The sequence below is a fragment of the Pseudomonas sp. Pseusp49 genome (genome assembly GCF_059491875.1).
Map to the genome: position 1 here is coordinate 2127762 of NZ_CP168514.1, position 25536 is coordinate 2153297.

At 58.4% G+C, this 25536-nt stretch carries 25 protein-coding genes; 11 read left to right on the top strand and 14 right to left on the bottom strand.

Translation table 11 applies throughout. The features are described from left to right. Positions 1-2: 2 nt before the first annotated feature. Positions 3-1040: an acyltransferase family protein gene (locus ACEN83_RS09495; RefSeq protein ID WP_495580097.1), complete on the top strand. Its 1038-nt coding sequence runs from the start codon at positions 3-5 to the stop codon at positions 1038-1040. A 27-nt stretch (positions 1041-1067) separates the two neighbouring features. After that, on the top strand, positions 1068-2198 hold the full coding sequence (locus tag ACEN83_RS09500; RefSeq protein WP_495580098.1) for an SGNH/GDSL hydrolase family protein: 1131 nt from the start codon (positions 1068-1070) through the stop codon (positions 2196-2198). A 256-nt stretch (positions 2199-2454) separates the two neighbouring features. Here ACEN83_RS09500 and ACEN83_RS09505 read toward each other — a convergent pair whose 3' ends face one another. Together ACEN83_RS09505 and galU are read right to left on the bottom strand one after the other, a co-directional pair. Further along, positions 2455-2859: a mannose-1-phosphate guanylyltransferase gene (locus tag ACEN83_RS09505; protein WP_116582080.1), complete on the bottom strand. Its 405-nt coding sequence runs from the start codon at positions 2857-2859 to the stop codon at positions 2455-2457. Positions 2860-2906: 47 nt separating this feature from the next. Further along, positions 2907-3740: a UTP--glucose-1-phosphate uridylyltransferase GalU gene (galU, locus tag ACEN83_RS09510; protein WP_102698711.1), complete on the bottom strand. Its 834-nt coding sequence runs from the start codon at positions 3738-3740 to the stop codon at positions 2907-2909. 390 nt (positions 3741-4130) lie between these two features. Between galU and galE the strand changes: the two genes are divergently transcribed. From galE to ACEN83_RS09540, 6 genes are all read left to right on the top strand, one after another. Further along, on the top strand, positions 4131-5147 hold the full coding sequence (gene galE / locus ACEN83_RS09515) for a UDP-glucose 4-epimerase GalE (RefSeq protein WP_102698710.1): 1017 nt from the start codon (positions 4131-4133) through the stop codon (positions 5145-5147). A gap of 231 nt (positions 5148-5378) precedes the next feature. Then, on the top strand, positions 5379-5615 hold the full coding sequence (locus ACEN83_RS09520; protein ID WP_102698709.1) for a hypothetical protein: 237 nt from the start codon (positions 5379-5381) through the stop codon (positions 5613-5615). A gap of 90 nt (positions 5616-5705) precedes the next feature. Further along, on the top strand, positions 5706-6821 hold the full coding sequence (locus tag ACEN83_RS09525; RefSeq protein WP_420832634.1) for a polysaccharide biosynthesis/export family protein: 1116 nt from the start codon (positions 5706-5708) through the stop codon (positions 6819-6821). Positions 6822-6835: 14 nt separating this feature from the next. Further along, positions 6836-7501, top strand: a complete 666-nt coding sequence (locus tag ACEN83_RS09530; RefSeq protein WP_495580099.1) for a YjbF family lipoprotein — start codon at positions 6836-6838, stop codon at positions 7499-7501. After that, positions 7498-8259 (top strand): capsule biosynthesis GfcC family protein, encoded by a 762-nt coding sequence (locus ACEN83_RS09535; protein WP_495580100.1) that lies wholly within the window; start codon positions 7498-7500, stop codon positions 8257-8259. Before ACEN83_RS09530 ends, ACEN83_RS09535 begins: the two co-directional genes overlap by 4 nt. Next, positions 8256-10334 (top strand): YjbH domain-containing protein, encoded by a 2079-nt coding sequence (locus ACEN83_RS09540; RefSeq protein WP_495580101.1) that lies wholly within the window; start codon positions 8256-8258, stop codon positions 10332-10334. Before ACEN83_RS09535 ends, ACEN83_RS09540 begins: the two co-directional genes overlap by 4 nt. A 13-nt stretch (positions 10335-10347) precedes the next feature. On the opposite strand, the gene ACEN83_RS09545 is transcribed toward ACEN83_RS09540, so the two are convergent. The 4 genes from ACEN83_RS09545 to ACEN83_RS09560 all read right to left on the bottom strand — a co-directional run bounded on the left by ACEN83_RS09545 (position 10348) and on the right by ACEN83_RS09560 (position 15600). Beyond that, positions 10348-11310 (bottom strand): IS110 family RNA-guided transposase, encoded by a 963-nt coding sequence (locus ACEN83_RS09545; protein WP_495580838.1) that lies wholly within the window; start codon positions 11308-11310, stop codon positions 10348-10350. Between the two features lie 808 nt (positions 11311-12118). Beyond that, positions 12119-13513 carry an undecaprenyl-phosphate glucose phosphotransferase gene (locus ACEN83_RS09550; RefSeq protein ID WP_116582074.1) on the bottom strand — a complete coding sequence of 465 codons (1395 nt, stop codon included), beginning with the start codon at positions 13511-13513 and terminating at the stop codon, positions 12119-12121. Positions 13514-13904: 391 nt separating this feature from the next. Further along, on the bottom strand, positions 13905-14564 hold the full coding sequence (locus ACEN83_RS09555; RefSeq protein ID WP_495580102.1) for a winged helix-turn-helix domain-containing protein: 660 nt from the start codon (positions 14562-14564) through the stop codon (positions 13905-13907). 295 nt (positions 14565-14859) lie between these two features. Next, entirely contained in the window at positions 14860-15600 is a 741-nt protein-coding gene (locus ACEN83_RS09560; RefSeq protein WP_495580103.1) for a winged helix-turn-helix domain-containing protein, read from the bottom strand. 555 nt (positions 15601-16155) lie between these two features. On the opposite strand from ACEN83_RS09560, the gene ACEN83_RS09565 reads away from it, so the two are divergent. Further along, on the top strand, positions 16156-16989 hold the full coding sequence (locus tag ACEN83_RS09565; protein ID WP_495580104.1) for an undecaprenyl-diphosphate phosphatase: 834 nt from the start codon (positions 16156-16158) through the stop codon (positions 16987-16989). 55 nt (positions 16990-17044) lie between these two features. On the opposite strand, the gene dusA is transcribed toward ACEN83_RS09565, so the two are convergent. After that, positions 17045-18040: a tRNA dihydrouridine(20/20a) synthase DusA gene (gene dusA / locus ACEN83_RS09570; RefSeq protein WP_495580105.1), complete on the bottom strand. Its 996-nt coding sequence runs from the start codon at positions 18038-18040 to the stop codon at positions 17045-17047. Between the two features lie 431 nt (positions 18041-18471). Here dusA and ACEN83_RS09575 point away from each other — a divergent pair, with 431 nt between their 5' ends. After that, entirely contained in the window at positions 18472-18852 is a 381-nt protein-coding gene (locus ACEN83_RS09575) for a DUF6124 family protein (protein ID WP_495580106.1), read from the top strand. 105 nt (positions 18853-18957) lie between these two features. Further along, positions 18958-19179, top strand: a complete 222-nt coding sequence (locus ACEN83_RS09580) for a hypothetical protein (RefSeq protein ID WP_116582068.1) — start codon at positions 18958-18960, stop codon at positions 19177-19179. 54 nt (positions 19180-19233) lie between these two features. On the opposite strand, the gene ACEN83_RS09585 is transcribed toward ACEN83_RS09580, so the two are convergent. The 7 genes from ACEN83_RS09585 to ACEN83_RS09615 form a co-directional block, all read right to left on the bottom strand. Then, on the bottom strand, positions 19234-19662 hold the full coding sequence (locus ACEN83_RS09585) for a DUF2628 domain-containing protein (protein WP_116582067.1): 429 nt from the start codon (positions 19660-19662) through the stop codon (positions 19234-19236). Positions 19663-19827: 165 nt separating this feature from the next. After that, entirely contained in the window at positions 19828-20589 is a 762-nt protein-coding gene (locus ACEN83_RS09590) for a transporter substrate-binding domain-containing protein (RefSeq protein WP_495580861.1), read from the bottom strand. Positions 20590-20705: 116 nt separating this feature from the next. Then, a complete protein-coding gene (gene copD / locus ACEN83_RS09595; protein ID WP_495580107.1) occupies positions 20706-21629 on the bottom strand; it encodes a copper homeostasis membrane protein CopD in 924 nt (307 codons plus the stop codon). A gap of 3 nt (positions 21630-21632) precedes the next feature. Continuing rightward, positions 21633-22016 (bottom strand): copper homeostasis periplasmic binding protein CopC, encoded by a 384-nt coding sequence (gene copC / locus ACEN83_RS09600; protein ID WP_116582062.1) that lies wholly within the window; start codon positions 22014-22016, stop codon positions 21633-21635. A gap of 52 nt (positions 22017-22068) precedes the next feature. Continuing rightward, positions 22069-22971 carry a copper resistance protein B gene (locus tag ACEN83_RS09605; RefSeq protein WP_116582061.1) on the bottom strand — a complete coding sequence of 301 codons (903 nt, stop codon included), beginning with the start codon at positions 22969-22971 and terminating at the stop codon, positions 22069-22071. 10 nt (positions 22972-22981) lie between these two features. Next, complete coding sequence (locus tag ACEN83_RS09610; protein ID WP_495580108.1) at positions 22982-24688, bottom strand: copper resistance system multicopper oxidase; 1707 nt, start codon at positions 24686-24688, stop codon at positions 22982-22984. A gap of 80 nt (positions 24689-24768) precedes the next feature. After that, the gene (locus ACEN83_RS09615) at positions 24769-25494 is read right to left on the bottom strand and encodes a murein L,D-transpeptidase catalytic domain family protein (RefSeq protein ID WP_495580109.1); all 726 of its coding nucleotides are present in this window, start codon (positions 25492-25494) and stop codon (positions 24769-24771) included. Positions 25495-25536: the final 42 nt, after the last annotated feature.

The following is a 25536-nucleotide window of genomic DNA, read 5'->3' on the forward strand; positions in this document are numbered from 1 at the left end:
TTATGTCGAGCAAGAAAAAGTCCCTGGAGATTGAAACCCTGCGCGGCCTGGCGTGCCTGCTGCTGGTGCTCTATCACGTCATCGGCCCGTTGGGCGGCGGCTTGAAAATAGACCTGGGCTCGCCGTTCCGGGTGATCGCCGACTCGATGGTGTACGTGCGCATGCCGCTGTTCACCTTCATTTCCGGCTACATCTATTCCATCTACAAAATCCGTGGGAATGACTTTTCGGCGTTCTTCAGCGGCAAGGTCCGGCGTCTGATCGTGCCGCTGTTTTGCGTCGGCGTGCCGTTCTCCGTACTGCAGGCGGTTGGCCCGGGCGTGAACAAGGACGTCGGCGTGATCGATGCGTTGTTGTCGTTCTGGGTGCCGATCAACCACTTCTGGTTCTTGCAGGCGGTGTTCATCATTTTCATGTTCGTCGGCCTGTTGGAGTGGCGTGGTTTGCTGCGTTCGGCGACGCGCCTGTATCTGCTGTTTGCCTTTGCGGCGGTGCTGTTCTTGCTACCGCCGTTCAAGTTCGATGCGTTCGGCATCAACGGCGCGATCTACCTGCTACCGTTTTTTGTGGCGGGGATGATTGGCCAGGAAAATGTCGATGGGTTGAAGCAACGGTTCAAGGTGATCGGGCCGTTGGTGTTTGTGTTGATCTCGCTGACGCTGTTGTACGTGGCGGCGATTGATCGCGAGTTGATCGTCGACCGCCGCAGCCTGATCGGTTTGACCGTGGGTTGCGTGTCCTGCATTGCGTTGCTGTCGAGTGACATGCGCTCGAAGTGGCTGACCTGGCTCGGCGGGTATTCCTATGCGATCTTCTTGTTCCATGTGCTGTTTGCCGCCACTTCGCGGTTTGTCCTGGGGCGCTTGGGCGTGAAGGACGAAAGCCTTCTGGTGCTCGGAGGCCTGGCGTGTGGCTTGCTGGGGCCGGTGGTGCTATCGATGGTGTTCAGTCGATTCAACTTCACCTCCGTGCTGTTCCTGGGTGAGCGTGCGGCGGCGAAAAAACCGCCGGCAAACGTCGCCCCGGTGCCCCAGACCTGATGAGTGTCCGAGTGAAGGAAGCGATGCATGTTGGCAGTTGATGACGTCCAGCCTGTTGCGGCGTCAGTGGTCGAGGTCGGCGACGCTCGCGAACGGTTCGGCCAGTGGCGCGAAGGGAAGGGTGGGAAGGTCCTGTCCATCTCGGTGATCGGCGACAGCTACAGCGCCGGGCAGGATTTCTATCTGAACAAACTGGTGCAGCGGCTGGTCGGGGAGACGGGCTTCGCCGGTCCCGGCTATGTCGGCTTCAACCACGGCGCGGCACTTGGCGGCACGCACTTCAAATACACCCGCAGCAGTGAGAAGTACTTCGGCGGTGACTGGCAAGTGTCCGCCCTTGGCCAGGCCAGCCCCGACAGTCGCACCCTCACCGGTCGGCCCGGCGCCTGGCTGGAGATCGATGCCGATCCGACACCGACCATCGACACGGCTGTCACCCAGGCGAAATTGCTCTACCTCGGCAATGGCGAACCCAATGTGGTTCGCTACCGCTGGGCACCGTCGCAATCCTGGCAGCCATTGACGCTCGCAGGTTCAGGGGTTCAGGAGGTATCACTGCCAGGCACATCGGCAGCGAAAGACTGGGCGTTCCGGCTGGAAGTGGTGAAAGGCGCGCCAACGCTCTTTGGCCTGTGGATGAGCAACGAACAGGGCGGCGTGAGGGTGTCCAAACTGGCGGCGTCCGGCGCGGCGTCCGCTGACTTCTACCACAGCGATGGCCGCTGGCAGGCGCAGTGGAAGACGGTGGTATCGAAGATTCCCGCCGACATCTACCTGATCATGCTGGGCGGTAACGACCAGGGTTTTGGCGTGAAACCCGAGCAGTACCTGAAGAACATCCAGGGCTTGGTGGGGATGGTCCGCGAGATTCAACCGGCGGCGAGCATCAACCTGATCTTGCGTCAGGACACCACGCGTTCCAGTGCTTACCCGATGTCGGCCTATGCGCAAGTCCTGGAACCCTGGGCACGCAAGGAACACCTCGGTTACGCCAATCTGCAGTGCGCGTTCGGCGCCGATTTCAAGCGCTATGCCGCCACCATGATCGGCCCGGACAAGATTCATCCGGTTCCGGCCACGGGTGGGCGGGTGATTGCCGATTACTTCTATCGCTGGATTGCGGGCGGGCAGGACAGCTGCGATGCCGGCGTGATGTAGGAGCTGCCGAAGGCTGCGATCTTTTGATTTTGTTTTTAAAGATCAAGATCAAAAGATCGCAGCCTGCGGCAGCTCCTACAGGAGCTGCGACAGTTTTCGGTTTTTTCGAATGTCTCCGGGTGGGGGCGTTGCAACAATTCGACCTTTTTGAATGTCGCCGGCTTGATGTAGGAGCTGCCGCAGGCTGCGATCTTTTGATTTTAAGGATCAAGATCAAAAGATCGCAGCCTGCGGCAGCTCCTACAGGGGGCTGTGACTATTCGAATGTTTCCAGGTGACTTAGCAGCTCTGCGGTTTTAAGCGGCATCAGTTGCGTCGCACAACGGGTTTCCACGTTGATGATGATGGCCGGGTCGTTGCAGCAAATGCGCACCCGGAACCGCCAGTCGCTGAATATCACTTTCAGTCCATCTCGGTCGTCGATTTCCAGCGCCTGCCCGCGGTAAAGCCTTTTCAGGTGAGCGAGGAGGGGATAGGGGTCGAGCATCGGCCGGCGGATGTCTCCGGAAGAGGGAAACATACCGATGCGCTCCACCAGCAGAGTGGGGCCGAGCCAGGATTCGTTGGCGCTCGGCAACCGCTGATGGCGCGATAACGAGGACATCACCCCGAGGTTGCCCACCTCCATTTCAATGTATGCCGAGAGTTGTGCAATGTTCATGGTTGGCCTGCCTGAATGAAGAGTGGGCGTCGGGGGTTGGGGCCGTCTTAGCGGCCCTTCAAGTAAACGTTTTCGTAGCAGAAGTTGGTCGCCTGCAGGTAACCCTCGGCGTCGCCGCAATCGAAGCGCAAACCCTTGAACTTGTAGGCCAGCACACAACCGTTCTGCGCCTGTTTCATCAGCGCGTCGGTGATCTGGATTTCTCCGCCTTTACCCGGTTCGGTGTCGGCGATCAGGTCGAAGATATCCGGCGTCAGAATGTAGCGGCCGATGATCGCCAGGTTCGACGGGGCGTCCTGCGGGGCCGGTTTTTCCACCATGTTGTTGACCCGGTAGATCCCGTCGGAGATCGGCTCGCCGGCAATCACGCCGTACTTGTGGGTCTGGTCGCGGGGGACTTCCTGGATGGCCACGATCGAGCAGCGGAATTTTTTGTACAGCTCGATCATTTGCGTGAGCACGCCATCACCTTCCAGGTTCAGGCACAGGTCATCGGCCAGTACCACGGCGAAGGGTTCGTCGCCGATCAACGGACGACCACTGAGAATCGCGTGGCCCAGGCCCTTCATTTCCACCTGGCGGGTGTAGGAAAAGGTGCATGTGTCGATCAGCTCGCGGGTTCCGGCCAGGAACTTCTCTTTCTCGGTGCCGCGAATCTGGTGCTCCAGCTCATAGCTGATGTCGAAGTGGTCTTCCAGCGCGCGCTTGCCCCGCCCGGTGACGATCGCCATGTGTTGCAGGCCGGCGTCCCGTGCTTCTTCGACGGCGTACTCGATCAATGGCTTGTTGACGATCGGCAGCATTTCCTTGGGCATGGCTTTGGTTGCCGGCAAGAAACGAGTGCCATAGCCGGCAGCGGGGAACAAACATTTACGAATCATAAAAGTATCCTGGACAGTCATGGAACACAGCCAACGGGTGCGCGCAATAACGAGTGATTGCAAGTTTCAATGATTATTGAAGGCTTACTTTAATACCTGAGACTGGCCACTAGTGGCAAATAGCAATGTGCGGATAACGCGACAATGTTATGAGATGTCGGGTTGATAGTTGTTAGTTATTTTTAGTCGGTATCTGTTGATAGTGGTGAGTGCGTCGGAATGCTAATAAGTATTCCGCAATACAGTTTGGCCTGAAAAAATATTTATTGCCAGTCGTTGAACTAATTTTGTTTTGGGTTGTTGTCGCTCTTGTTTGTGTGGTTCAGCACACAACTTTAACAAGAGGGGCTTGACACGCAACTTCGCACTTTTCCCACTATGGACCGCGCTATGAAAATTCTGGTAACGGGTGGAGCTGGATATATCGGTTCGCACACCACGCTCGCGCTGCTTGAGGCAGGCTATGAAGTTGTTGTGCTGGATAATCTTTGCAACAGCAGCGACGCGGCATTGCACGCGGTGGAAGCCATTTGCGGCAAGAGTGCGCTGATGATTCGCGGTGATGTGTGCGACCGGGCCTTGCTGGACCGGATTTTCCAGCAGCACGCCATCGATGCCGTCCTGCACTTTGCCGGTCTCAAGGCCGTGGGCGAGAGCGTGCGCAAGCCGCTTGAGTATTACGAGACCAACGTCAGCGGCAGCATCACCCTGTGTCAGGCGATGGCCGCAGCCGGGGTGTTTCGCCTGGTGTTCAGTTCATCGGCCACGGTATACGGCGAGCCGGAGCAGATGCCGATCCGCGAGGATTTCCCCACGGGCAACCCCACCAATCCCTACGGTCAATCCAAGCTTATCGTCGAAAATGTACTGCGCGACCTGAGCCTGGCCGAACCGCGCTGGAGCATCGCGCTGTTGCGTTACTTCAACCCGATCGGCGCGCATGACAGCGGCCATCTGGGCGAAGACCCGAGTGGCATTCCGAACAACCTGGTGCCCTACATCAGCCAGGTGGCGGTGGGCAGCCTGCAGGAGTTGTCGATCTTCGGCAACGATTACCCCACGGTCGACGGTACCGGGGTACGCGACTACATCCACGTCGTGGACCTGGCGGACGGGCACCTGAAGGCCTTGCAGTCGATCGCCGGGCGCACCGGCATCCATACCTGGAACCTGGGCACGGGCGATGGCTACAGCGTGTTGCAAGTCCTGCGGGCGTTTGAGCAGGCATGTGGCCAGCCGGTGCCCTATCGGATGATGCCGCGTCGCTCGGGTGATATCGCCGAGAGCTGGGCCGACCCTTCCAAGGCGCAGAAGGAGCTGGGCTGGAAGGCTACGCGCAACTTGCAGGACATGGTCATCGATACCTGGCGCTGGCAATCGAATCACCCCAAGGGCTACCTGGGATGATGGCGTTTTAGCCTAATGTTATTTCCGGTCAGGTTGTTAGATATCGTCGGGAAAATACACTGGCCATGCCTTTTGCAAGTCCGTAGATATAAACCTGCCGTTCGACTTTTATCAGTTGGGTAAGACTGTGAAAGAACAACGGATCTTGTTCGCATTTTTGCGGGCTTGAACTCTACCACCTCTAACGTAATGCCCGATTTCTATCAGGTTGAATGTTAGAAAGGAGTTGATATGAAGAAAGCGATGGCAATTGCCCTGTTGACGATGTTAAGCAACTGGGCGTCCGCGGTAGAAGCGCCGCTTACAACTGCGACCAATGTATTGGGTAACGTGGCGGCGACTCAAGCCACTGCAGCCAGTACTGCAATGGTTGCCAGTGCTGTAGCGGCGTCCAACAGTGGTGGAAGTGCGAACGGCGGTACCACGGGTACGACAGGTACCACGGGTACAACCGGCACGCACAACTAACTGAAACAGCTGTTGGTGCAGTACAAGGTCGCCCGATGCAAATCGGGTGACTTTGTTTTTAGATTCGCCCTTGAATAGCGTAGTGCCATTATGACTCGTAGTTTTTCTCTTTTAATGTTGGCAAGCATCGCTTTACAAGGTTGCATGTTTTCCCCCGGCCAATACCTGAGCACCAGTGATATCACGCGCCAGGGCGCCAGTGAGAGCAGCCGGGTCGAGCTCATTCCGATCACACCCAAGCTCATCTCCATGAACAGGGCCACGCAAAAGCGTGAGTCCGTGCCGGCGGAATTGTTGGCGGCCCCGGCCGAGTACCGCATCGGCAGCAACGATGTCCTGTACATCACGGTCTGGGATCACCCGGAGCTGACGGCCCCCTCCGGCGCGCAACAGCAGATTGACGCCAACGGTCGCCTGGTGCGTGCCGATGGCACGCTCTACTACCCGTTTATCAAAGAGGTCCAGGCGGCCGGTAAAACCGTCCAGCAACTGCGGGCGGACATCGAAGCCAGACTGTCTGCCTTCATCGCGGAGCCGCAAGTGGATGTCGCCGTGTTGCGCTTTTCCAGCCAGAAAGTCGTGGTGACGGGCGCCGTTTCGAAGGCTGGTCCGCAAGCGATTTCCACCAACCCGCTCAGTGTGGTCGAGGCCCTCGGTTCCGCCGGTATCGATACGGCGAGCGCCGACCTGTCCGGTCTGTTGCTGACGCGAAACGGGCGGGTCTATACGCTCAATCTCGATACGCTCAATCAGTCGGATTCCGAGTTGCAGAACGTCTACCTCAAGGGTGGCGACCAGTTGTATCTGCCGTACAACGACAAGAAGCGCATCTACGTCATGGGGGAGGTCAACCAGCCGCGCGCACTGAGCTTCAAGACCGCCACCATGAACCTGTCCGATGTGCTGGGCTCGGTCGGCGGCTTGAGTCAGACCACCTCCAACGGTAACGCCGTGTACGTGATCAGGGGTGTTGAAAACCTCGATGTGGAACCGGCGAAGGTCTACCAGTTGCAAGCCGAATCACCGACCGCCATGGCGCTGGCCACGCACTTTGAAGTACGTCCCCAGGACGTCGTCTACGTAGGTCCTGCCAACGTGACTCGCTGGAATCGCTTCATCAGCCAGTTGGTGCCGTCGGCATCGATTGTCGGAACGGGCGCTTCCGCGGCGAAGAACATGAGTGAAGTCAGCAGCAACAGCAATTAAGGCCGGGTCCGATCGTGAGAACGTTGAAAGTTGGCGTCTGCTTGATAGCGGCCTTGGTGTTGTGTGGCTGTAACCCGCTGATGGTCGCTTCGTTGACCAACCTCAAATCGGCGGTGTCAGGGCCCGATGAGCTGGACGTGACGGCGGCCCAGGTGGCGGATGTCCGCTATCCCCAGCTCAAGCTGACCACACCGTCCGGTTCCGGCGTGCTGGCGCTGGTGCGTGAGCGCGACGACCTGCAGTTCTGGGTCGCGTCGGGCAAACAGGTTCTGCTCATGCGCGATGGCCTGGCAGTGCGCAGCATCGGCCTGGGCCTGGGCGGCGATCTGGACGGGACGCGCCTTGCCGACGTCTCGCCCTTCAAGCTTGGCCTCCACAACGTGCCCGATGGCTACACCAGCCAGCGCTGGATCGATCTCTACCAGGGCCAGGAAGTCGGGGTGACCTTGAACAGTCGCTTCTCGCGCAAATCCGTGGAAACCCTGGAAATCCTCAACAAGGAATACGCCGTGCTACGTGTCGATGAGCAGATTGACGCGCCGGCCATCGGCCTGCGTGCGACCAATCGTTACTGGGTCGACCCCGTTGACGGTTTCATTGTGCAGAGTGAGCAGCAACTGACCTCGCAGTTGCGGGTCAAGATCGTGCAACTGACCCCTGACCGCAGGCATGCCCGGTGAAGCGGGTCAGGGCTCTATCGGCGTGCCTGCTGTTGCTCACCAGTGTCAGCCATGCAGCGGTCACCGTCACCGGTGACGTGGCCCACCCGGGGCCGGTCGACCTGCCGGCGGGCGGGCGGTTGCTGGACGTGATCAGCGTGGCCCAGCCCAATGCCGAGAGTTACTGGTTGGCGGGCGTATTGCTGCGTCAGTCCCTCGTCGAGCAACAGGCCCGGCTCAAGGCCGGGGTGCTGTTCGATCTGGACGTGTTGCAGCGCATGGCTGTGCTTTTCGACAGGCCGAGCCGGGCTGCCCTGGCGGTGCGCTTGGCCGAGCAAGTCCGGCGCATGCCGGTCACCGGGCGCCAGGTAGCGGTTCTGGACCCGGTCGCCGTGGAAGTCGGGTTTGCCCGCAACATCCGCCTGGACGACGGCGACCGCCTCATCTACCCGTTGCGGGTCGACGAAGTCGAGGTGCTCGGCGCTGTCGCCGAGTCGTGCCGGTTGACCTATCAGCCACTGCAAGAGGCCCGCGATTACCTGCAGGGTTGCACGCCGCTGGTCGATGCGGACGCCGATTACCTGTGGTTGATCCAGCCCAACGGCGTCACCCGGCGCGTCGGCATTGCGCACTGGAATCGCGAGAGCGGGCAGATACCTGTCGCCGGCAGCAAGATTCTGGTCCCGGTCAAAACCGATGACCTTGATCCGCCTGTCCCTGAACTGAATCAGCAGTTGGCCGAATTTATTGCCACGCAGCTGGCTGAGGTGGTTCGTTGAATTTACGTTTTGCAGCCGTATTGTTATTGCCGTGTGGTCTGGCTTATGCAGAACCACGCATTACCCAGAATGATTTCGGTGGCGCGGGCTTGTTGCAGACGCCGACGGCGCGGATGGCGCCGGCCGGTGAGTTGAGCCTGAATGCCAACCGCACCGACCCCTACAGTCGCTACAGCGTTTCACTTCAGCCACTTGAGTGGCTGGAGGGTTCATTTCGCTACACCGCGATTACCAACCGCCCCTATGGCCCCGAATCGTTGAGCGGCAACCAGAGCTACAAGGACAAGGCGGTCGACCTCAAGGCCCGCCTGTGGGAAGAAACCCATTGGGCGCCCGAGGTGGCCTTGGGCTTTCGGGACATCGGCGGTACAGGCCTGTTCTCCAGTGAGTTCGTGGTGGCCAACAAGCGCTACGACAATTTTGATTTCAGCGCAGGCATTGCCTGGGGCTACCTGGGCAACCGCGGCGATTTCGAAAACCCGCTGGGCTACCTCGGTGATCGATTCAAGACCCGGCCGAACAACGAAGGCACCGGTGATGTCAACGCCGGGGCCTATTTTCGCGGTAGCCCTTCCTTTTTCGGTGGCGTGAGCTACCAGACACCTTGGGATCGGCTCAGCCTGAAACTCGAATACGAAGGCAACGATTACAAGCACGAGCCGAAGGACAACGTGATCAAGCAGGACACGCCGATCAACCTTGGCGCGGTGTTCAAGCTGACTGACTCGATCGACGTCAGCGCGGCCTGGGAGCGCGGCAATACGGCGATGTTCGGCGTCACCTTTCACACCAACTTCGCCAGCCGCAAGGCGCCGGCCAAAACGTTCGACCCGCCGGCTGAACCCTTGCCGGCGAAGGCGCCGAACACCGGGATGGATCAGGTCGATTGGGCCGATGTGTCCCGGCGCCTGCAGCAAAATGCCGGGTACAAGGTCGAGCGCATCAGCCAGCGCGATTCCGAATTGTTCGTGTACGGCGAGCAGCAGCGCTACTTCCATTCGGCCAAGGCCGTAGGCCGCGCGAGCCGGATTCTGGACAACAGCGTCAACGACGATATCGACTGGTTCACCGTGGTGAACAAGCGCTACGGCCTGCCGCTGGAAGAAACCAGCGTGCCTCGGCAAACCTTCCGCGAAGTGATCAACAATGAGGAGCCGCTGCAATCGCTGCACCGCACCACCGAGATCAACCCGGCGATGCCGCACAACGAGAAAACTCTCTACACCGAAGCGATGCAGCCATTCGCTTATGGTGTCGGGCTGGGCTTCAAGCAGAACGTGGGCGGCCCCGATGGCTTGCTCTATCAGTTCAGCGCCGACGCGGACGCCGAGTACCGCTTCAACCGCAACACCTGGTGGAGTGGCTTGCTCAGTGCCAACCTGATCAACAACTTCGACAAGTTCACCTATGACGCACCCAGTGGCTTGCCCCGCGTGCGCACGGACTTGCGCCAGTACATGACCACGTCCGATGTCACCATGCCGTTGTTCCAGGTCAGCCATGCCGAGCAGTTGGACAAGGACCTGTATGGCATGGTCTACGGTGGCTACCTGGAGTCGATGTTTGCCGGCGTCGGGGGCGAGGTGCTGTTCCGTCCGACCGGCGAGCGCTGGTCGGTGGGCGCGGACCTGAACTACGTCCGCCAGCGGGAGTTCGACCAGGGGTTTGGCTTGCGTGATTATTCCGTGGTGACCGGCCACATCACCGGCTACACCGACTTGCCCTACGATACGCTGGCCGCTGTCAGTGTCGGGCGGTACCTGGCGGGTGACTGGGGCGGCACACTGGATATCTCGCGGGAGTTTTCCAACGGCGTACGGTTTGGCGCCTGGGCAACGATCACCACCGCCACCGGCGCTGAATACGGCGAAGGTAGTTTCGACAAAGGCATCTACCTGTCCATTCCGTTCGACGAACTGATGAGCATGTCGACCATGCGCCGCGCCAACCTCGTCTGGTCGCCACTGACCCGGGACGGCGGTGCACGGCTCAATCGCAGCTTCCAGCTGCACTCCATGACCGACAGCCGCGACGACGACATGTTCTATCGCAACTTCGAGAAGATCACCGAGTAACCTGTGGGAGATTCTATGGTTGAGGGAAAGCCCTCAACTGGCTTTTTGGTTGATATTCGCTTTGCCCTTTCAGCAAGGCGAATACCACCCGAGCAAGCTTGCGAGCCAGCATCACCAACGCCTGAGTGGTGCTGAACCCCCGAGTTCTTTGTTCTTCGTAATACCCTTTCCAGGCTTTCGTACGGCTAGCCGACATCGCTGCATTGTGCAGAAGTCGGCGGGCCTCGGGGTCACCGCGCTTGGTCAAACTGCGGCGAGCGTCTTTCTGTCCTGATTTCGCCACCCGTAAATCCATGCCCAGGAAGGCGATAAATGCATCCGCGTTTCTAAAATCCCCTCGCTGAAATGCGGTTATCAAGCGGGCCCCAGTCAAAAAACCAATACCCTCAACTTTCAGGCAGCGCTTCAATTGACCGAGCAAACCGGCTTCTTTGAGCTGATCGTTGATCGTCTTTTCGATCAGCGTCTCAAGCTGCTGCATGGACTTCACTTGCTCGGCAAAAGCCGCCTTGAGCAGCGGCTCATTCGACCAGCTCTGCACCAGGCCGACCCTGGCCTGGACCAAGGCTGCGCGACGGCGGAAAAGGCTCAGGAGCTGGCGGTACAGCGGTGAGGGCGGGGTCCAAGGACGCAACTCCTCGGCTTCGTTCTTCAGGTAACGAGCCAGTAGCTTGGCATCCAGCGCGTCGGTTTTGGCGCGGATTTTCACGCCTTCGCGATAATGTTTGAGTTCATAGCCTCCCACCATGTAAATCGTGCAACCGGCCTCATAGGCCAGATCAGCGAAGTCCAGGTGGTAGATGTTGGTCGCCTCAATGGCAATAGCCACCGTCCCCGACAACGCCTTCAGCCACTGCTTGATGGATGTTTTGGTGTTGGCAATCTCTTCAAGAAAATCACCATCAGACTGATAAATCACCAGTTCATTCTTGGCGACATCCACACCCACGATCGGTTTTGATAGAGAGACCGGCATTGCCACAGGATTTCCTCCGGGATAAGGTTTGAGCACTTGAAGGGCTCACCCAGAGGCGCAGGCTTGTTCCTATCGTCGGTCTAGCCAGATGCATTCTTTATCGGCGCTTGGGTGAAAGGAGGAGGGGCGATATCTCCCACGGTCTGTACTGCGTCAACAGTCAGAATCGAGCCTTGTCCCTCCTCCTCCCTTCAAGTCCTACCATACAAGCGAGCTTGCTCGCGAAGGCGTCGGCACATCCAGCATCCATGTTGGCTGACCCGACGCCATCGCGGGCAAGCCACGCTCCCACAGTAGTTACTTGGCGACCCGTATATCCAGGCACACCGCCAATCCCCTGTGGGAGCGAGCTTGCTCGCGATGGCGTCGGCACATCCAGCATTCATGTTGGCTGACCCGACGCCATCGCGGGCAAGCCACGCTCCCACAGTAGTTACTTGGCGACCCGTAGATCCAGGCACACCGCCAATCCCCTGTGGGAGCGAGCTTGCTCGCGATGGCGTCGGCACATCCAGCATCCATGTTGGCTGATCCGACGCTATCGCGGGCAAGCCCGCTCCCACAGTAGTTACTTGGCGACCCGTATATCCAGGCACACCGCCAATCCCCTGTGGGAGCGAGCCTGCTCGCGATGGTGTCGGCACATCCAGCATTGATGTTGGCTGACACGACGCTTTCGCGAGCAGGCTCCCACAGGGGGGGCTTTTGGTGGACCGCAGATCCGCGTAGCCGCCCAACCCCCGAATCATAGCCACGAAAAAGGGGACTTGCGTCCCCTTGCGGTGTTGCCTTGTGTAGCCCTAGACCATCAGTAGATGTCTTTCGACAACAAGGTGAACGGCGTCTTCACCAGAATCTTCAAGTCCAGCCACAACGACCAGTTGTTGATGTACTTGAGGTCGATCTCGACACGCTTCTGCATCTTGTCGATGGTGTCCGTCTCGCCACGGCAACCATTGATTTGCGCCAGGCCGGTAATGCCCGGTTTGATTCGATGGCGTGCCATGTAGGCGAGAATTTTCCCTGAGTAGTAGTTGTTGTGCGCGATGGCGTGTGGGCGTGGGCCGACCAGGGCCATGTGTCCTTGCAGCACGTTGAACAGTTGCGGCAACTCGTCCAGCGAGGTGCGACGGATGAAGCGTCCGACGGCGGTGATGCGCGAGTCGTTACGGCTGGCCTGCTTGACCTCATGATCGTCGTGCACCCGCATGGAGCGGAACTTCCACACCTGGATCACCTTGCCGTTCCAGCCATGGCGGTCCTGCTTGAAGAACACCGGGCCGGGCGAATTGAGTTTTACGGCCAGTGCAATGAGCAGCAACACCGGGCTCAGCAGGATAATGGCCAGCAGGGCCACGCTTTTTTCCGCCAGGCTTTTACTCAGCGCGGCAGTGGGCCGGCTGGTCAGCGGACTTTCATTCAGGTAGATCGCCGGCAAGCCGTCCACGACTTTCACCGAGTGATTGAGCAGCGTCAGGCTGTTCAAGTCCGGCACCCAGACCACGTCAACGTTGGCATCCAGCAAATCGACGTACATGGCTTCGATTTGTGCCGCTTCCGAGAGGGGCAGCGTGATGTACAAGCGACGGATGTCATGGGTCTTGATCAGTTCCAGCAGGTCTTCCTGGGCGCCGACGATGCGGGGTGCGCCGGGTTCCAGGGAGGGAAGGGTGCCGTTGCTGACCAGGCCCACCAATGGCAGGTTCTCGAGGTCGCTCAGCTTGTTCGCCAATCCCAGTGCCAGTTCACCGGTGCCGACGATCAGGGTTTTATGCTCGCTTTTGCGTGACCGCTGGTAGAACTTCGAAAACGCATGCAGCGGTGCATACAGCAACGCCTGTCCGAGGAAGCCGTACACCGCCCAACCGAGGATGACTTGGCGGGAAAACAACTCATCGGCCTTGCAGATAAACGCGATGCAGGCCAGCGCCGCCATCGTCATGGACCAGCCCATGAACAGGCGCCCGAGCCCTGACAGATAATTGTCTCTTTTGCGGTACACACCGCTGAACGTATAAGCCGGAACCGAGGCCAGGACGGCGAGCGTTGCGCACATTCGGTAATAGAACTCGACCGATCCGGTGTGCCGTTCAGCAAGTATGAACAACAGAGAAACTACAAAGCCCTGTGCCAGCGCCCATTGTCCCCAAAAGGTAAGTCCCTTGAGGCCAGTGTTTCGATTGATACCAAGAGTAAGATCCATACCATATCCCCAAAAGACGTCCATTCAGGTTTCGACAGTTGAAATCCGAGTTGTTAAGTAGACTTGTTATTGTTGTTGGAGCGAGTGTCCTGAGGTAACAACGTCGATATGCCGAACTGTCGTCAGTCAATAGACTAAGTTATTGGCGGAGATACTGTCTGACAAGTTCTAACAAGATGGCAAAGTGCCAACTAGCAAAATTTTAGAAAAGTTCGAGCGTTAGAAAAGGTCGAAGGGAAGTAGGTGAATAATTAGAGGGGGCTTTGGTATTGTAGGAGGGGTGGGGATAAGAGAGTCTTGCCAGCGCGGAGGTTGAAACCAAACAGAGTGCTTTTTTTATTGTTGTAGTCGCACTGTTTCTGTTTGTTTTAATTGATAAAGTTCGAGGTGCCTACGCCACGACTTCCTGGATCAGGCAATAGCCGCGATTTCGGACTGCGCGAAACAGTCGTTCACCGTTACTGGCCAATTTGAATTTATCTTGCAACCGACTCAGGCACATTTCCAGGCCGCGATACTGCTCCGGCTCCCTGCCGATGCTGAGGATCAATTCGTCGCGACTGACGACGCGCTCTTCATGGTGCAGCATCTTCTTCACCAGCGCGGCTTCCAATCCGGTCAAGCTGATCTCGACGCCCTCTTTTGCCAATACGCTCTGGTCCTTGTCGAGTTGCCAGGCTTCGCTGTAAGGAGTGTCGCCTTCGATTGATTGCGAGATATCGTTGGCTACCCCGGCAGTTGCCGGCAGGCTGTGGAATGGATTCGTCGATTGCGCTGCCAGCCATTCGGATTCCAGGGTGGCCAATAGTCGCTGTGTATCATGTTCGATACTGCGCGCGACGTTCTTCCTTGAAACGTTTGGGTAGCTGAATTCCATCAGCACGGGAGCGGAAGAGGGCGAAGCAACACCTTCAACAAACATTTGTGCCTGAGAGGTGCCAAACGAGTTGAAGCGCTCACTGGACAGGATGGTCTCAAGTTCACGCTGCGACGTAGTGCTGTGGGTCACGACGACAAAGTATTTCCTTGGGAGGGTTGTACTAGTTTCCATGTCTCTCTCCTGAAGTACACACCAAATTTGGCGAAAAGATGATCGGCAGGGGAGTAAAGACTCCCTCGGAAGTAATCGAAAGGCAGGGTCTGGGCCCAAATTGGCCCTCGATAGGTTCCACTCGATCTACAGCTGCAGAATAAACTCTTATTGTTATGGTCCGATGTTGCCTCGGTGATTGAATCGATAAGTGCCGTCAGTATGAAATACAAAAAAAACGATGAAGTCGAGACCTTTGTATCGTTGAGGAGTATCGCCTGTTGAATTGATATTAAAGCGCCATCCCTGCTGTGTATCAGGGGGTCGAGATCAGCCCCCTCATCAACCGGTAGCCATGCCCCCGGATGCTCTGGATGGCGTTTGTGCCATACATGTCCTTGATTTTTCCACGAAGGCGACTGATCGATTTTTCCAGCGCCCTTGGGTCATAAAAGTTGGTGTTGAGCCCCATGATGTTGGCGATTTCATCGTGGCTTAGTATGTGGTTACTGGTTTGCGCAAAGGCTTCCAGGATCTTCATTTCTGCAAAGGAAATGTCCAGCTTCTTGCTGGTGCCCAGTAGACAAATACGGGTGGGGTCCAATATCAAATTGATGTCTCTTTGCCATTCTTCACTGTTGAAGAACTCAGCGAGTAACTCGGAGCTTTCATCGGAAAGGGTATTGAACTTGATACAGTAGTCGGCCCCCGCAAGATAGTACTTGATCTTGTTGTAGCTGCCTCGGCCCGTGATGACTGCGCAAATGATGGGTTTCAAGTTGCCGGTGCGCAGGTTTTCCACTAGCGCGAGGCTTTCCTCGAGGGCCTGGGGGCAGTCGATGATGATGAAGATGGCGCGGTACGAACCAGAGCGTTCATTGTTCTTGAATGAACTAGTGTAGGCGTTGGCCTCTAGTGCCATATCGGTCCGCACATGCCTTGCGACTAGCGCTCTAAAATGTTCAGCCACGCCACGGGTACGACCCAGAGTGAGAACTCCGGGTTCATCGTTAGTCTGGCGCGGGCTTCTAGTCGCTAAGTTCCCTGTAAGCATCATGCATTGACTCGAATAGGTGCTGACATCGGGATGTTAAAGCACCGGTTCTCATCTGTGACTGACAATTGGTAACATTTACGCCAATTTTAGACGTGGCTCCCGAGTTTTCTAACAATAGTTAAGCTTTTCAAGCTTTTAGTTGATTTTCTCGGCGGGCTGAACTAGTGAAATAGCGTCCTTAGATGGTGGCAATATGGAATTGTGCCACTATTTTGAAACGATGGCGATTTGTTTTTATGTCCTTTTGCCACTGTTTGGCCCACTACGTGCCATCATTCAGGCCAAGGTGCTGAATCCAGTAAGAACACAAATACTGTGAGAGCGATCACACTTTATTGAGTGGCGAGACTTTTTTCTACTAATTGCCTAAATATTTTCCGCGCTGTTCGTACCCGGACGATTATTAACATGGCTTGAGTGTGTCTTTTGATAAGACATATTCTCCCTCGCTACATCAGGTAATGGGTGTGGATGTCTCGATTGTTTTGCTTGAGCTACTCAATATCTGAGTGCAGTTGACGGATCGTTCACAAAGAACGGTCTGACGGAGGATTGATGGATTTCTGGACCCTTTTCAAAGTGTTGGTACTGGGCGCGGTAGAGGGCCTGACTGAGTTCTTGCCCATCTCCAGTACGGGCCACCAGATCATTGTTGCGGACTTGCTGGAGTTTGGCGGTGAACGCGCCATGGCGTTCAATATCATAATTCAGCTGGGCGCCATTCTTGCCGTAGTCTGGGAGTTTCGCCGCAAGATTACAGAGATCGTCAAAGGACTGCCGACCCAACGCAATGCACAGCGCTTCACCCTGAACTTGCTGATCGGCTTTCTTCCGGCCGTCGTCCTGGGAGTCTTGTTCGCCGACCAGATTCATCACTACCTGTTCAACCCGATCACCGTGGCCGTCGCATTGGTCGTAGGCGGCATTGTCATGTTGTGGGCGGAGCAGAGGGACCACGTGGTGCACATCGACCATGTCGACGACATGCGCTGGCCGGATGCGTTGAAGGTAGGCTTCGCGCAATGTCTGGCGATGATACCGGGCACTTCCCGTTCCGGATCGACCATTATCGGCGGGTTGCTGTTTGGCCTGTCGCGCAAGGCCGCCACCGAGTACTCGTTCTTCCTGGCGATGCCCACCATGGTCGGTGCGGCGGTGTATTCAGGCTACAAGTACCGGGAGCTGTTCCAGGCCGGCGACCTGGCGGTTTTCGCCCTGGGCTTCGTCATAGCGTTCTTTTTCGCCATGGTCGCCGTGCGCGGCTTGCTCAAGTTCATTGCGAACCACAGCTATGCCGCCTTCGCGTGGTACCGGATTGTGTTCGGATTGTTGATCCTGGCGACCTGGGCATTCGGATGGGTGAACTGGACGGCGGCGGCCGCCAGCTGACAGGCGAGCCAGGCGGATCGAACCGCCTGGCTTGAATGGCGAGAACAACCGGGCATCAACGCCCTTCAAGCAACCCGGCCGCTTGATCCAGCAAGGCCAGGGGCTCCTTGGCCTTGTGGATATCCACCGACAACAACTGCCGAAACTTGCGCGCCCCCGGGAACCCGGTGCCCAGCCCCAACACATGCCGCGTGATGTGGTGCATCGAACCGCCGGCATCGATGTGTGCCGCGATATACGGCCGCAACTGCGCCAGTGCTTCGGCACGGGTGATCACCGGCGCCGTACTGCCGAACAGTTGCTGATCCACCTCGGCCATCACATAAGGGTTGTGATACGCCTCGCGGCCCAGCATCACGCCGTCGAACGTCTGCAAATGCTCGTGGCAGGCCGCCAGCGACTTGATGCCGCCGTTGAGAATGATCTCCAGTTCAGGAAAATCCGCCTTCAGCCGCGCCGCCACGTCATAACGCAGGGGCGGAATGTCACGGTTCTCCTTCGGCGACAACCCCTCCAGAATCGCAATCCGCGCATGCACGGTAAAACTGGTGCACCCGGCATCCCGCACCGTGCCGACGAAATCACACAACTCCTCGTAACTGTCCCGGCCATTGATCCCGATACGGTGCTTGACCGTCACCGGAATCGACACCGCATCCCGCATCGCCTTCACACAATCGGCCACCAACTGCGGATGCCCCATCAGGCACGCGCCGATCATATTGTTCTGCACCCGATCGCTCGGGCAGCCGACATTCAGGTTCACCTCATCGTAACCATGCTCCTGCGCCATGCGCGCACACGCCGCCAGGTCCAGCGGCACACTGCCGCCAAGCTGTAGGGCCAGCGGATGCTCAGCCTCGTTGTGGCGCAGAAAACGCTCGTGATCGCCGTTGAGCAAGGCACCGGTGGTGACCATTTCGGTGTAGAGCAGGGCGTTTTTCGACAGCAGGCGCAGGAAAAAGCGGCAGTGGCGGTCGGTCCAGTCCATCATCGGCGCGACGGAGAAACGGCGGGAGAGCGGGGCGGGTGAAGCGTTGGCTGCGGACATTGGCAATCTGGAATCGGTGAGGCTGGGAGGTGGGGGAGTTTATCAGGAATGGGAAGACGGGGCTCAGGAGTCCGAATGCCGGCAATCAGGTCTGTTTAACTCAGTACGAAAATGTCGGATATTTCCCGCAACACACGTCCCCATCGCCCACATTGCACTGCCTCAGCCACCCGGATAGCCTTTTTGCGTCGCTGCACATTCAGCGACAAGGGTGTGGAAGCCCTTCACAAGATCTAGGCGCACAGGCGCCACCTGAATTTAGGCAGGCGCTTTTTTCATGTCTGCTGTTAAATTATGGCGGCTGTGCGCGGGGCACCTTCGGGTGCGCCGGGTTCCTAGATCCCCGGTCTTCCACACCTGCGCACAGCTGCCACCCCATCATGTGGAAGTGATGCTGGCAGTTCCTTCATTCAATTCTAGGAACGACAACAATGAAAAAAATCACGCCTGATCCTCCGGCTGCTTCAGCAGCTTGCGACTCACTTGATCTCGACCAGCTATCCGAAGCCAGCCATCGCATCGTCAGTAAACGCCTGCGCAACCCCAATCATGCCGACCCCATCTGTCACGTCTTTACCATCCTTCCCGACGTCGACACCGAAACCTTGCTGTGCCACGCCTGCGAAACCCTTGCGTCGCTGAACGTCCTGACAACCGATCTGGCCTGCAAGCTCGAAGGCTCGCCACGCAGTCTGGCGCTGTCGATTCAGCAGTTGGCGGTGGTGGGGGAGTTGTTGGTGAATCGGGCGTTGGATAATGTTGATCCCCAAGTTAATTGGGATGACAGATCTCCAGGTGCGCACGGTTCCTGAACCAACGCTGACTTGCCGAAAAGTTTCATGATGTTTCGTTGATGTGAGGCATAGGATAACCGCCAAAGGTCATGTCCCCACGCCTCAATCCACAGGAATAAAAAAATGTTCGCAAACCTGATCAAGGTCTCGCTAATCGCAGGTGCCGTGCTGTTGAGCGCCTGTTCGGGTGTGAGTGCCCATCGCGATTATTCGGCTGACTCGGTGCAGCCGGCCGGCTTTGGTCCGGGACCCACCCACAGCAATGCCAACCAGATGAATTTCCATGGCAGTGCGCTGGGCAATAGTTTTGGCGAGTATGGTGCGGGGTTGTTGCACGAGGATTGATCGGTGACGCAAAACGGTGGAGTGATTTCCACCGTTTTGCTATCCGGGGGAGGCTCAGACCATCCTCAGGCCTTCAAAAGGATTCCAGCCTTGCGAGCCTTTTACCTGTTTCAGGTAGTAGGCGTAGTTGGCGCTCAATCCGTACATCAGTGCAAAGACGATATTCATACCGCTGTTGAGGGCCTTGGGGGCTTCTTCATAACCCAGCAGGGTGAAAATCAATGCCAGGACAAAGGACAGGGCAATGATGATCGCGATGATTGCCAGGTTCTTTTTCCACAGTCCAAGCACGAAGAAATAGATCGGCCCGAAAAAGAATGCGATGAAGTTCAGGTTGATCAGGATGCGCTTGCGCGCTGGCAGCTGTTTGAAGCCCAATTTGAAGTCAGGGCTTTTGGGGCCGCCGTACTGATCAAAAAAAGCGAAACGTTCCTGCCATTTCGGGCTGACATTGTAGGTTTGCAATTCATCCGTGCTGCTCATTATCTGTCCTTATTTGAGGGTTCTGCTCGGTCGAGGCATCGACCGGATTATCGTTCGGTGCGCCTATCAACGCGTCTTGCTGTGACCGGCCTGTTACCGGTGCGAAAGTAGTTTCAAGGATGTAACGCGATTTAACAAGTCATGACCAGGCGCCTTGGCATGCCGTTAGTTGCCTTCAGGCACCGCCAGCCACTGCCGCCGAATCTTCTGATAATTGCCCGTCGCCTTGGCCAGGTGCAGCCACTGATCGACGTACAGCTTCCAGGTGATGTCGTCACGGGGCAGCAAGTAGGCTTTTTCGCCGTATTGCATGTAGTGCGTCGGGTTGACGGCGCACAGGCCCGGTTTGAGCTTTTGCTGATACAGCGCCTCCGACGCATCGGTGATCATCACGTCAGCCTTTTTATCCAGCAGTTCCTGGAAGATGCTCAGGTTATCGCGCAGCTGCAATTGCGCCTGGGGCAGGTAGGCGTGGACGAACGCTTCGTTGGTGCCGCCGGCGGGTTCGACCAGGCGAACCGAGGGCTGGTTGATTTGTTCGACGGTCTGGTACAGCGCCTGGTCTTCGCAACGCACCAGCGGGATTTTGCCGTCGACGTCGAGGATGTTGCTGAAGAAGGCTTTTTTCTGCCGTTCCAGGGTGACCGAGATGCCGCCCATGGCGATGTCGCACTTGCCGGCGAGCATGTCGGGCATCAGGGTTTTCCAGGTGGTGGGCACCCACTCGACCTTGACGCCCAGGCTGTCGGCCAGGGTGTGGGCCATGGCGATGTCGATGCCGGAATACGCACCGTCCTCGGCCTTGAGGGTGTAGGGCTTGTAGTCGCCGGTGGTGCAGACGCGCAGTTGTCCCTGTTGCATGACGCTGTCCAGATGCGAAGGTTCTGCCTGGGCGCCAAGGGAGAGTGCGAGCAAGCCGCCGAGCATCATTGCTCTTTTGATTTTCGTCATTGTTATCGGGCTTTTGTGCTGGAGTGGTTTTGAAGGGGGGAGTGTAGTGAAACTTTCACCGGTGTGAAAAATCAATGCCCCCTGAAGAAGGCTCATTCCACTTCCGGGCTCAACGTCCCCAGCCACGCCACCAACCCCACAATCAAAACTGCCGCGGCCATTTCCACTACCACACTGCGTCGAAGTGCATGGGCTGCCACGCGATACTGGCCCTCGCGCAAAGACCGCTCCAGCAAGGGGCCAAGATGAAAGCGGTTCAGCGCCGCCAACACCAGCATCCCGGCAAACAGCAGCACTTTGATCGCCAGCAGAGTTCCGTAGTGGTTGAGTAAAACCTCATCGAGTCTCGGCCCGACGATGAACAGGTAGTTCACCACGCCCGTCACGGTGATGATCATGACGACCAGCGCACCGACAAGCTCGAATCGCCTGACGGCGTGAGCCAGCAAGCGTATGTGTGCTTCGGTTTGCAGGGCCCGTGGTTGCGCCATCAATGCAAACGCCAGCAACGCGCCGAGCCAGGCGCCCGCCACCAGCAGGTGCAGGATGTCTGTGGTGAAGTGCCAGTAACGACGGCTGCCTTCGTCCATGGCGCCATGGCCGCTCCAGGCCAGGCTGGCGAGGGCGATGCCGCCGGCAGTGCTGGCGATTGCCAGGCTGAGGCCGGGGGCGCGTGGGTTGAGCGTCACCGCCAGACCTGCGACCGCCAACGCAATCATCCGCACGGCCCAGGCCATCCCGACGTCTGTCTCGAACAGCATCATCTCGAGGTGAGGGCCTAGCTCGGCAAGGTCTGATTCGCCGCTCATGACGCGGACCATCAATACCATGCCGGCGATGGACAGCAGTGCACCGAGACCGGCAGTTCCCGTCAGCCATCGGCGAAAGGACAGCACCGTGCCGGATCGCCGTTGCTGTTCTTTAAAGCTGTACAGCCCGAACAGCGCCACGCCAAACAACAGCATCAAATCCATATACAACACAAACCGCAGAACGACGTTGGCCGGGTCGCTCATCGATCATTTCACTTTGAACGTGACGTTGCCGGTGATCGGGTGGGTGTCCGACGACACCGCGCGCCATTCGACCTTGTAGGTACCGGCAGTCAAAGGTGTTGTCGGGGTAATGAGCATGGTTTTCGGATCGCTGCCGCCGCTGACCTTGGCCTTGACCGGCATCGGGGCGTGGGCCATGCCGGCCATTTCGGTCATCAGCAGTTTGGCGCCGGAAAACTGCGTGACGAGGTTTTCGGAAAAGTGCAGTTCGATCTTGTCGGGCGGCGCACCTTCCGCGCCTTCCACTGGAGTGGAGGCGAGCAGTTTGGGGTGGGCTTGAGCGAGGGTGTTCATGAGCAGGCCGCTGAGTAACGCGATAACGACGGCGGTGGGTTTGATGATGCGCATGCAAGATCCTTTACCGCTCGAAGCGGTTGTTGTTGGTTTTGGGTGAGTCTGTTCAGAACCACATCCGAACACCGAGCACGAGGCGGGCTTCGCTGCGATCCTCGCCTTCGTCGTTGGCGTAGTCGGCGGTGTTGCCGTAGGTGCGGTTCCAGGTCACGCCGAGGTAGGGCGCGAATTCCCGGCGGATTTCGTAGCGCAGGCGCAGGCCGGCTTCGGTGTTGGACAGCCCCGCGCCGATGCCCCGTTGCGGATCGTTTTTGCCGTAGGCGTTGAGTTCGACGGTCGGCTGCAGGATCAGCCGGTTGGTCAGCAGGATGTCGTAGTCGCCCTCCAGCCGCACGGCGCTCTGGCCGCCTTCGCCGATGAAGGCTGTGGCTTGGGCCTCGAAGTTGTACAGCGCCATGCCTTGCACGCCGAAGGCGGCCCAGGTTTGCGGGGCGCCGGGTTTGAAATCCTGGCGCACGCCGCTGACCACGTCCCACCACGGGGATATGGCGTGGCCCCACAGGGCCTGGATTTCCGCATCCTCGGTCACGCCGTTGGTGCGCTCGCCTTCGGAGCGCAGCCACAGGCGATCGATGTCGCCGCCGACCCAGCCGGACAAATCCCAGGCCAGGGTGCTGCCGTCATCGGCGTCCTGCCATTCGAGTTTGTCGGCGAGGAAAAATGAATTGAGTGTGTTGTCGTGCACATGGTGGCCGGCGGGGTCGGCATACACCGCCGCGCGATCGGCATCGGTCAGCACCGGGATCGGCGTACGGCTTTCGCTGGGGGCAGCGGGCTGCATCTGGCCTTCGTCCATGCTCTGCATCTGACTGTGGTCCATCTGGCTATGATCCATGCCTTGCATCTGGCTGTGGTCCATCTGGCTGTGATCCATGCCTTGCATGTCGTCGTTGGCGGCCATCGCCGTGGAGGTCACGAGTGCGAAAAAAACCGGGGTGAATCGAATCATGGGGTGTGCCTCATTCTTCCACGCGAACTTCACGGAACATGCCCATTTCCATGTGGTACAGGAGATGGCAGTGATAGGCCCAACGGCCGAGCGCATCGGCCGTGACCCGATAGCTGCGCCGGGAGCCTGGTGGCATGTCGATGGTGTGCTTGCGCACCATGAACTGGCCGTTCTCGTCTTCGAGGTCGCTCCACATGCCGTGCAGGTGGATGGGGTGCATCATCATCGTGTCGTTGACCAGCACGATCCGCAGCCGCTCGCCGTACTTTAGGCGCAGGGGCTCTGCATCAGAGAACTTCACGCCGTTGAACGACCAGGCGAATTTTTCCATGTGCCCGGTCAGGTGCAGTTCGAGGGTGCGGCCAGGCTCGCGGCCGTCCGGGTCTTCGAAGGTGCTGCGCAGGTCGGAGTAGGTGAGCACGCGGCGCCCGTTGTTGCGCAGGCCCATGCCGGGGTCGTCGAGTTTCGGTGCAGTGGACATGGCTTGCATGTCCACCAGCGGGTTGTCGGTTTCCGAGGCCGGGTGGGACTGCATGCCGGGCATGTCGCCCATGGCCATGTTGCTGTGATCCATGCCCGCCATGCTGCCGTGGTCCATGCCGGCCATGCCCATGTCATCCATGGTCACCAGGGGGCGTGGGTCCAGTGCCGGCAGCGGCGCTATCAATCCCGCCTTCACCGCCAGGGTGCCGCGTGCGTAGCCGGTGCGATCCATCGCCTGGGCGAACAGGGTGTAGGCCGCTTCGGTCGGTTCGACGATAACGTCGAAGGTTTCCGCCACGGCAATGCGAAACTCGTCGACGCTTACCGGTTTGACATGGAGGCCATCGGCGGCGACCACGGTCATTTTCAGGCCGGGGATGCGCACGTCGAAGTAACTCATGGCCGAGCCGTTGATGAAGCGCAGCCGCAGCTTTTCCCCCGGGCGGAACACCCCGGTCCAGTTCATGTCGGGCGCCTGGCCGTTCAACAGGTAGGTGTAAGTGGCGCCGCCGACGTCCGCCAGATCGGTGGGGTTCATCTTCATCTCGGCCCACATCGTGCGATCGGCGACGGTCGGCCCCCAGCCTTTTTCGCTGACGTCGTGGATGAAGTCGCCCACGGTGCGCTTGTTGAAGTTGTAGTAATCGGACTGTTTTTTCAGCGTCTTCATCAGGCTGACCGGGTCTTCATCGGTCCAGTCGCTGAGCATCACCACGTAGTCGCGGTCGTACTGGAACGGTTCCGGGTCCTTGGCGTCGATTACCAGCGGGCCGTAGACGCCGGACTGCTCCTGGAACCCCGAATGGCTGTGATACCAGTAGGTGCCGTTCTGCCGCACCGTGAACTGGTAGACGTACAGGCCGCCCGGCTCGATGCCCTTGAAACTCAGGCCCGGCACGCCGTCCATGTTGGCCGGCAGCAAGATGCCGTGCCAGTGAATGGAGGTGCTGTCCTTGAGTCTGTTGCGTACCCGCAGTGTCACCGTATCGCCTTCACGCCAGCGCAGCAGCGGGCCGGGAATGCCACCGTTGATGGTCAGTGCAGTGCGCGGGGTGCCGGTGAAGTTGACCGGGGATTCACCGATGAACAGGTCGAAATCATTACCGGCCAACACCTGCGGTTCGCCGGGACTGCTGATCGCCCAGACCGGCGTGCGCCATAACCCGAGGCCGCCGAAGAGCCCGCCGATGGCCAGGCCTTTGACGAAGGTGCGTCTTGATGTGTGGGAGTGCATGCCGTGTGTTCCGCCCGTCAGCCTGTTGAACTTGTCGACGAGGCTAGCGGGCGGTGCCTTTCAGCATGCTGAGGCGGGGATTACAGTTTTGACAGGTTGGACGTTGCTTTCTGGCTTGAAGCGGGCTTTTCCCTCGAGGCTACGGTGTCGCCGCAGTTGATGTAGGAGGACGACTTCAACCAGCGCTGGTCCGGGTAGTAGGAAAACAACAACTGGCCGTCCTTCATCGAATCAATCAGCCGATGGGCAATCGCCGGCCTGACGGCCGGGCAACCCAGGCTGCGGCCGATGCGGCCATTGGCGCGGGCCAGCACCGGGCTGACGTAGGGCGCGCCGTGAATGACGATGGCCCGGTCAAAGGCGTTGTCGTTGAAGCCGGGCTCCAGGCCTTCCATGCGCAGCGAGTAACCGTTCTGGCCGAGGTAGCTTTGCTGGGTGCGGAACAGACCGAGGCTGGTGGCGTGGCTTTCATTCTGGTTGGAGAACAGCGTGGCCATGTTTTCGCCGCTGTTGCGGCCATGGGCGACCAGTTCGTGAAACAGCAACTTGCGCCGTTTAAGGTCGAAGACCCACAGGCGTTGTTCGGTCGAAGGCAGGGAGTAATCGATCACCGCCAGCCTTTGCGCTGGGGCGACGCCTTGGGCACGGCTGCATTGGGTGGCGCGAACGGCCAGGGCAATCACTTTGGCGTCGGCGCCTGGTGCTGCTTTGACCAGCGCGTTTTCAAGCGAATCGGCGTAGGCTGACGTTACTGATAGGCACGTCAGTAAAATGGCAAATAAAAGGCCAAAGCGGTTTAGCGCCATAGTCGGGTCTCATCATGATAATTTCGAGTCTAGCAGCGAGCG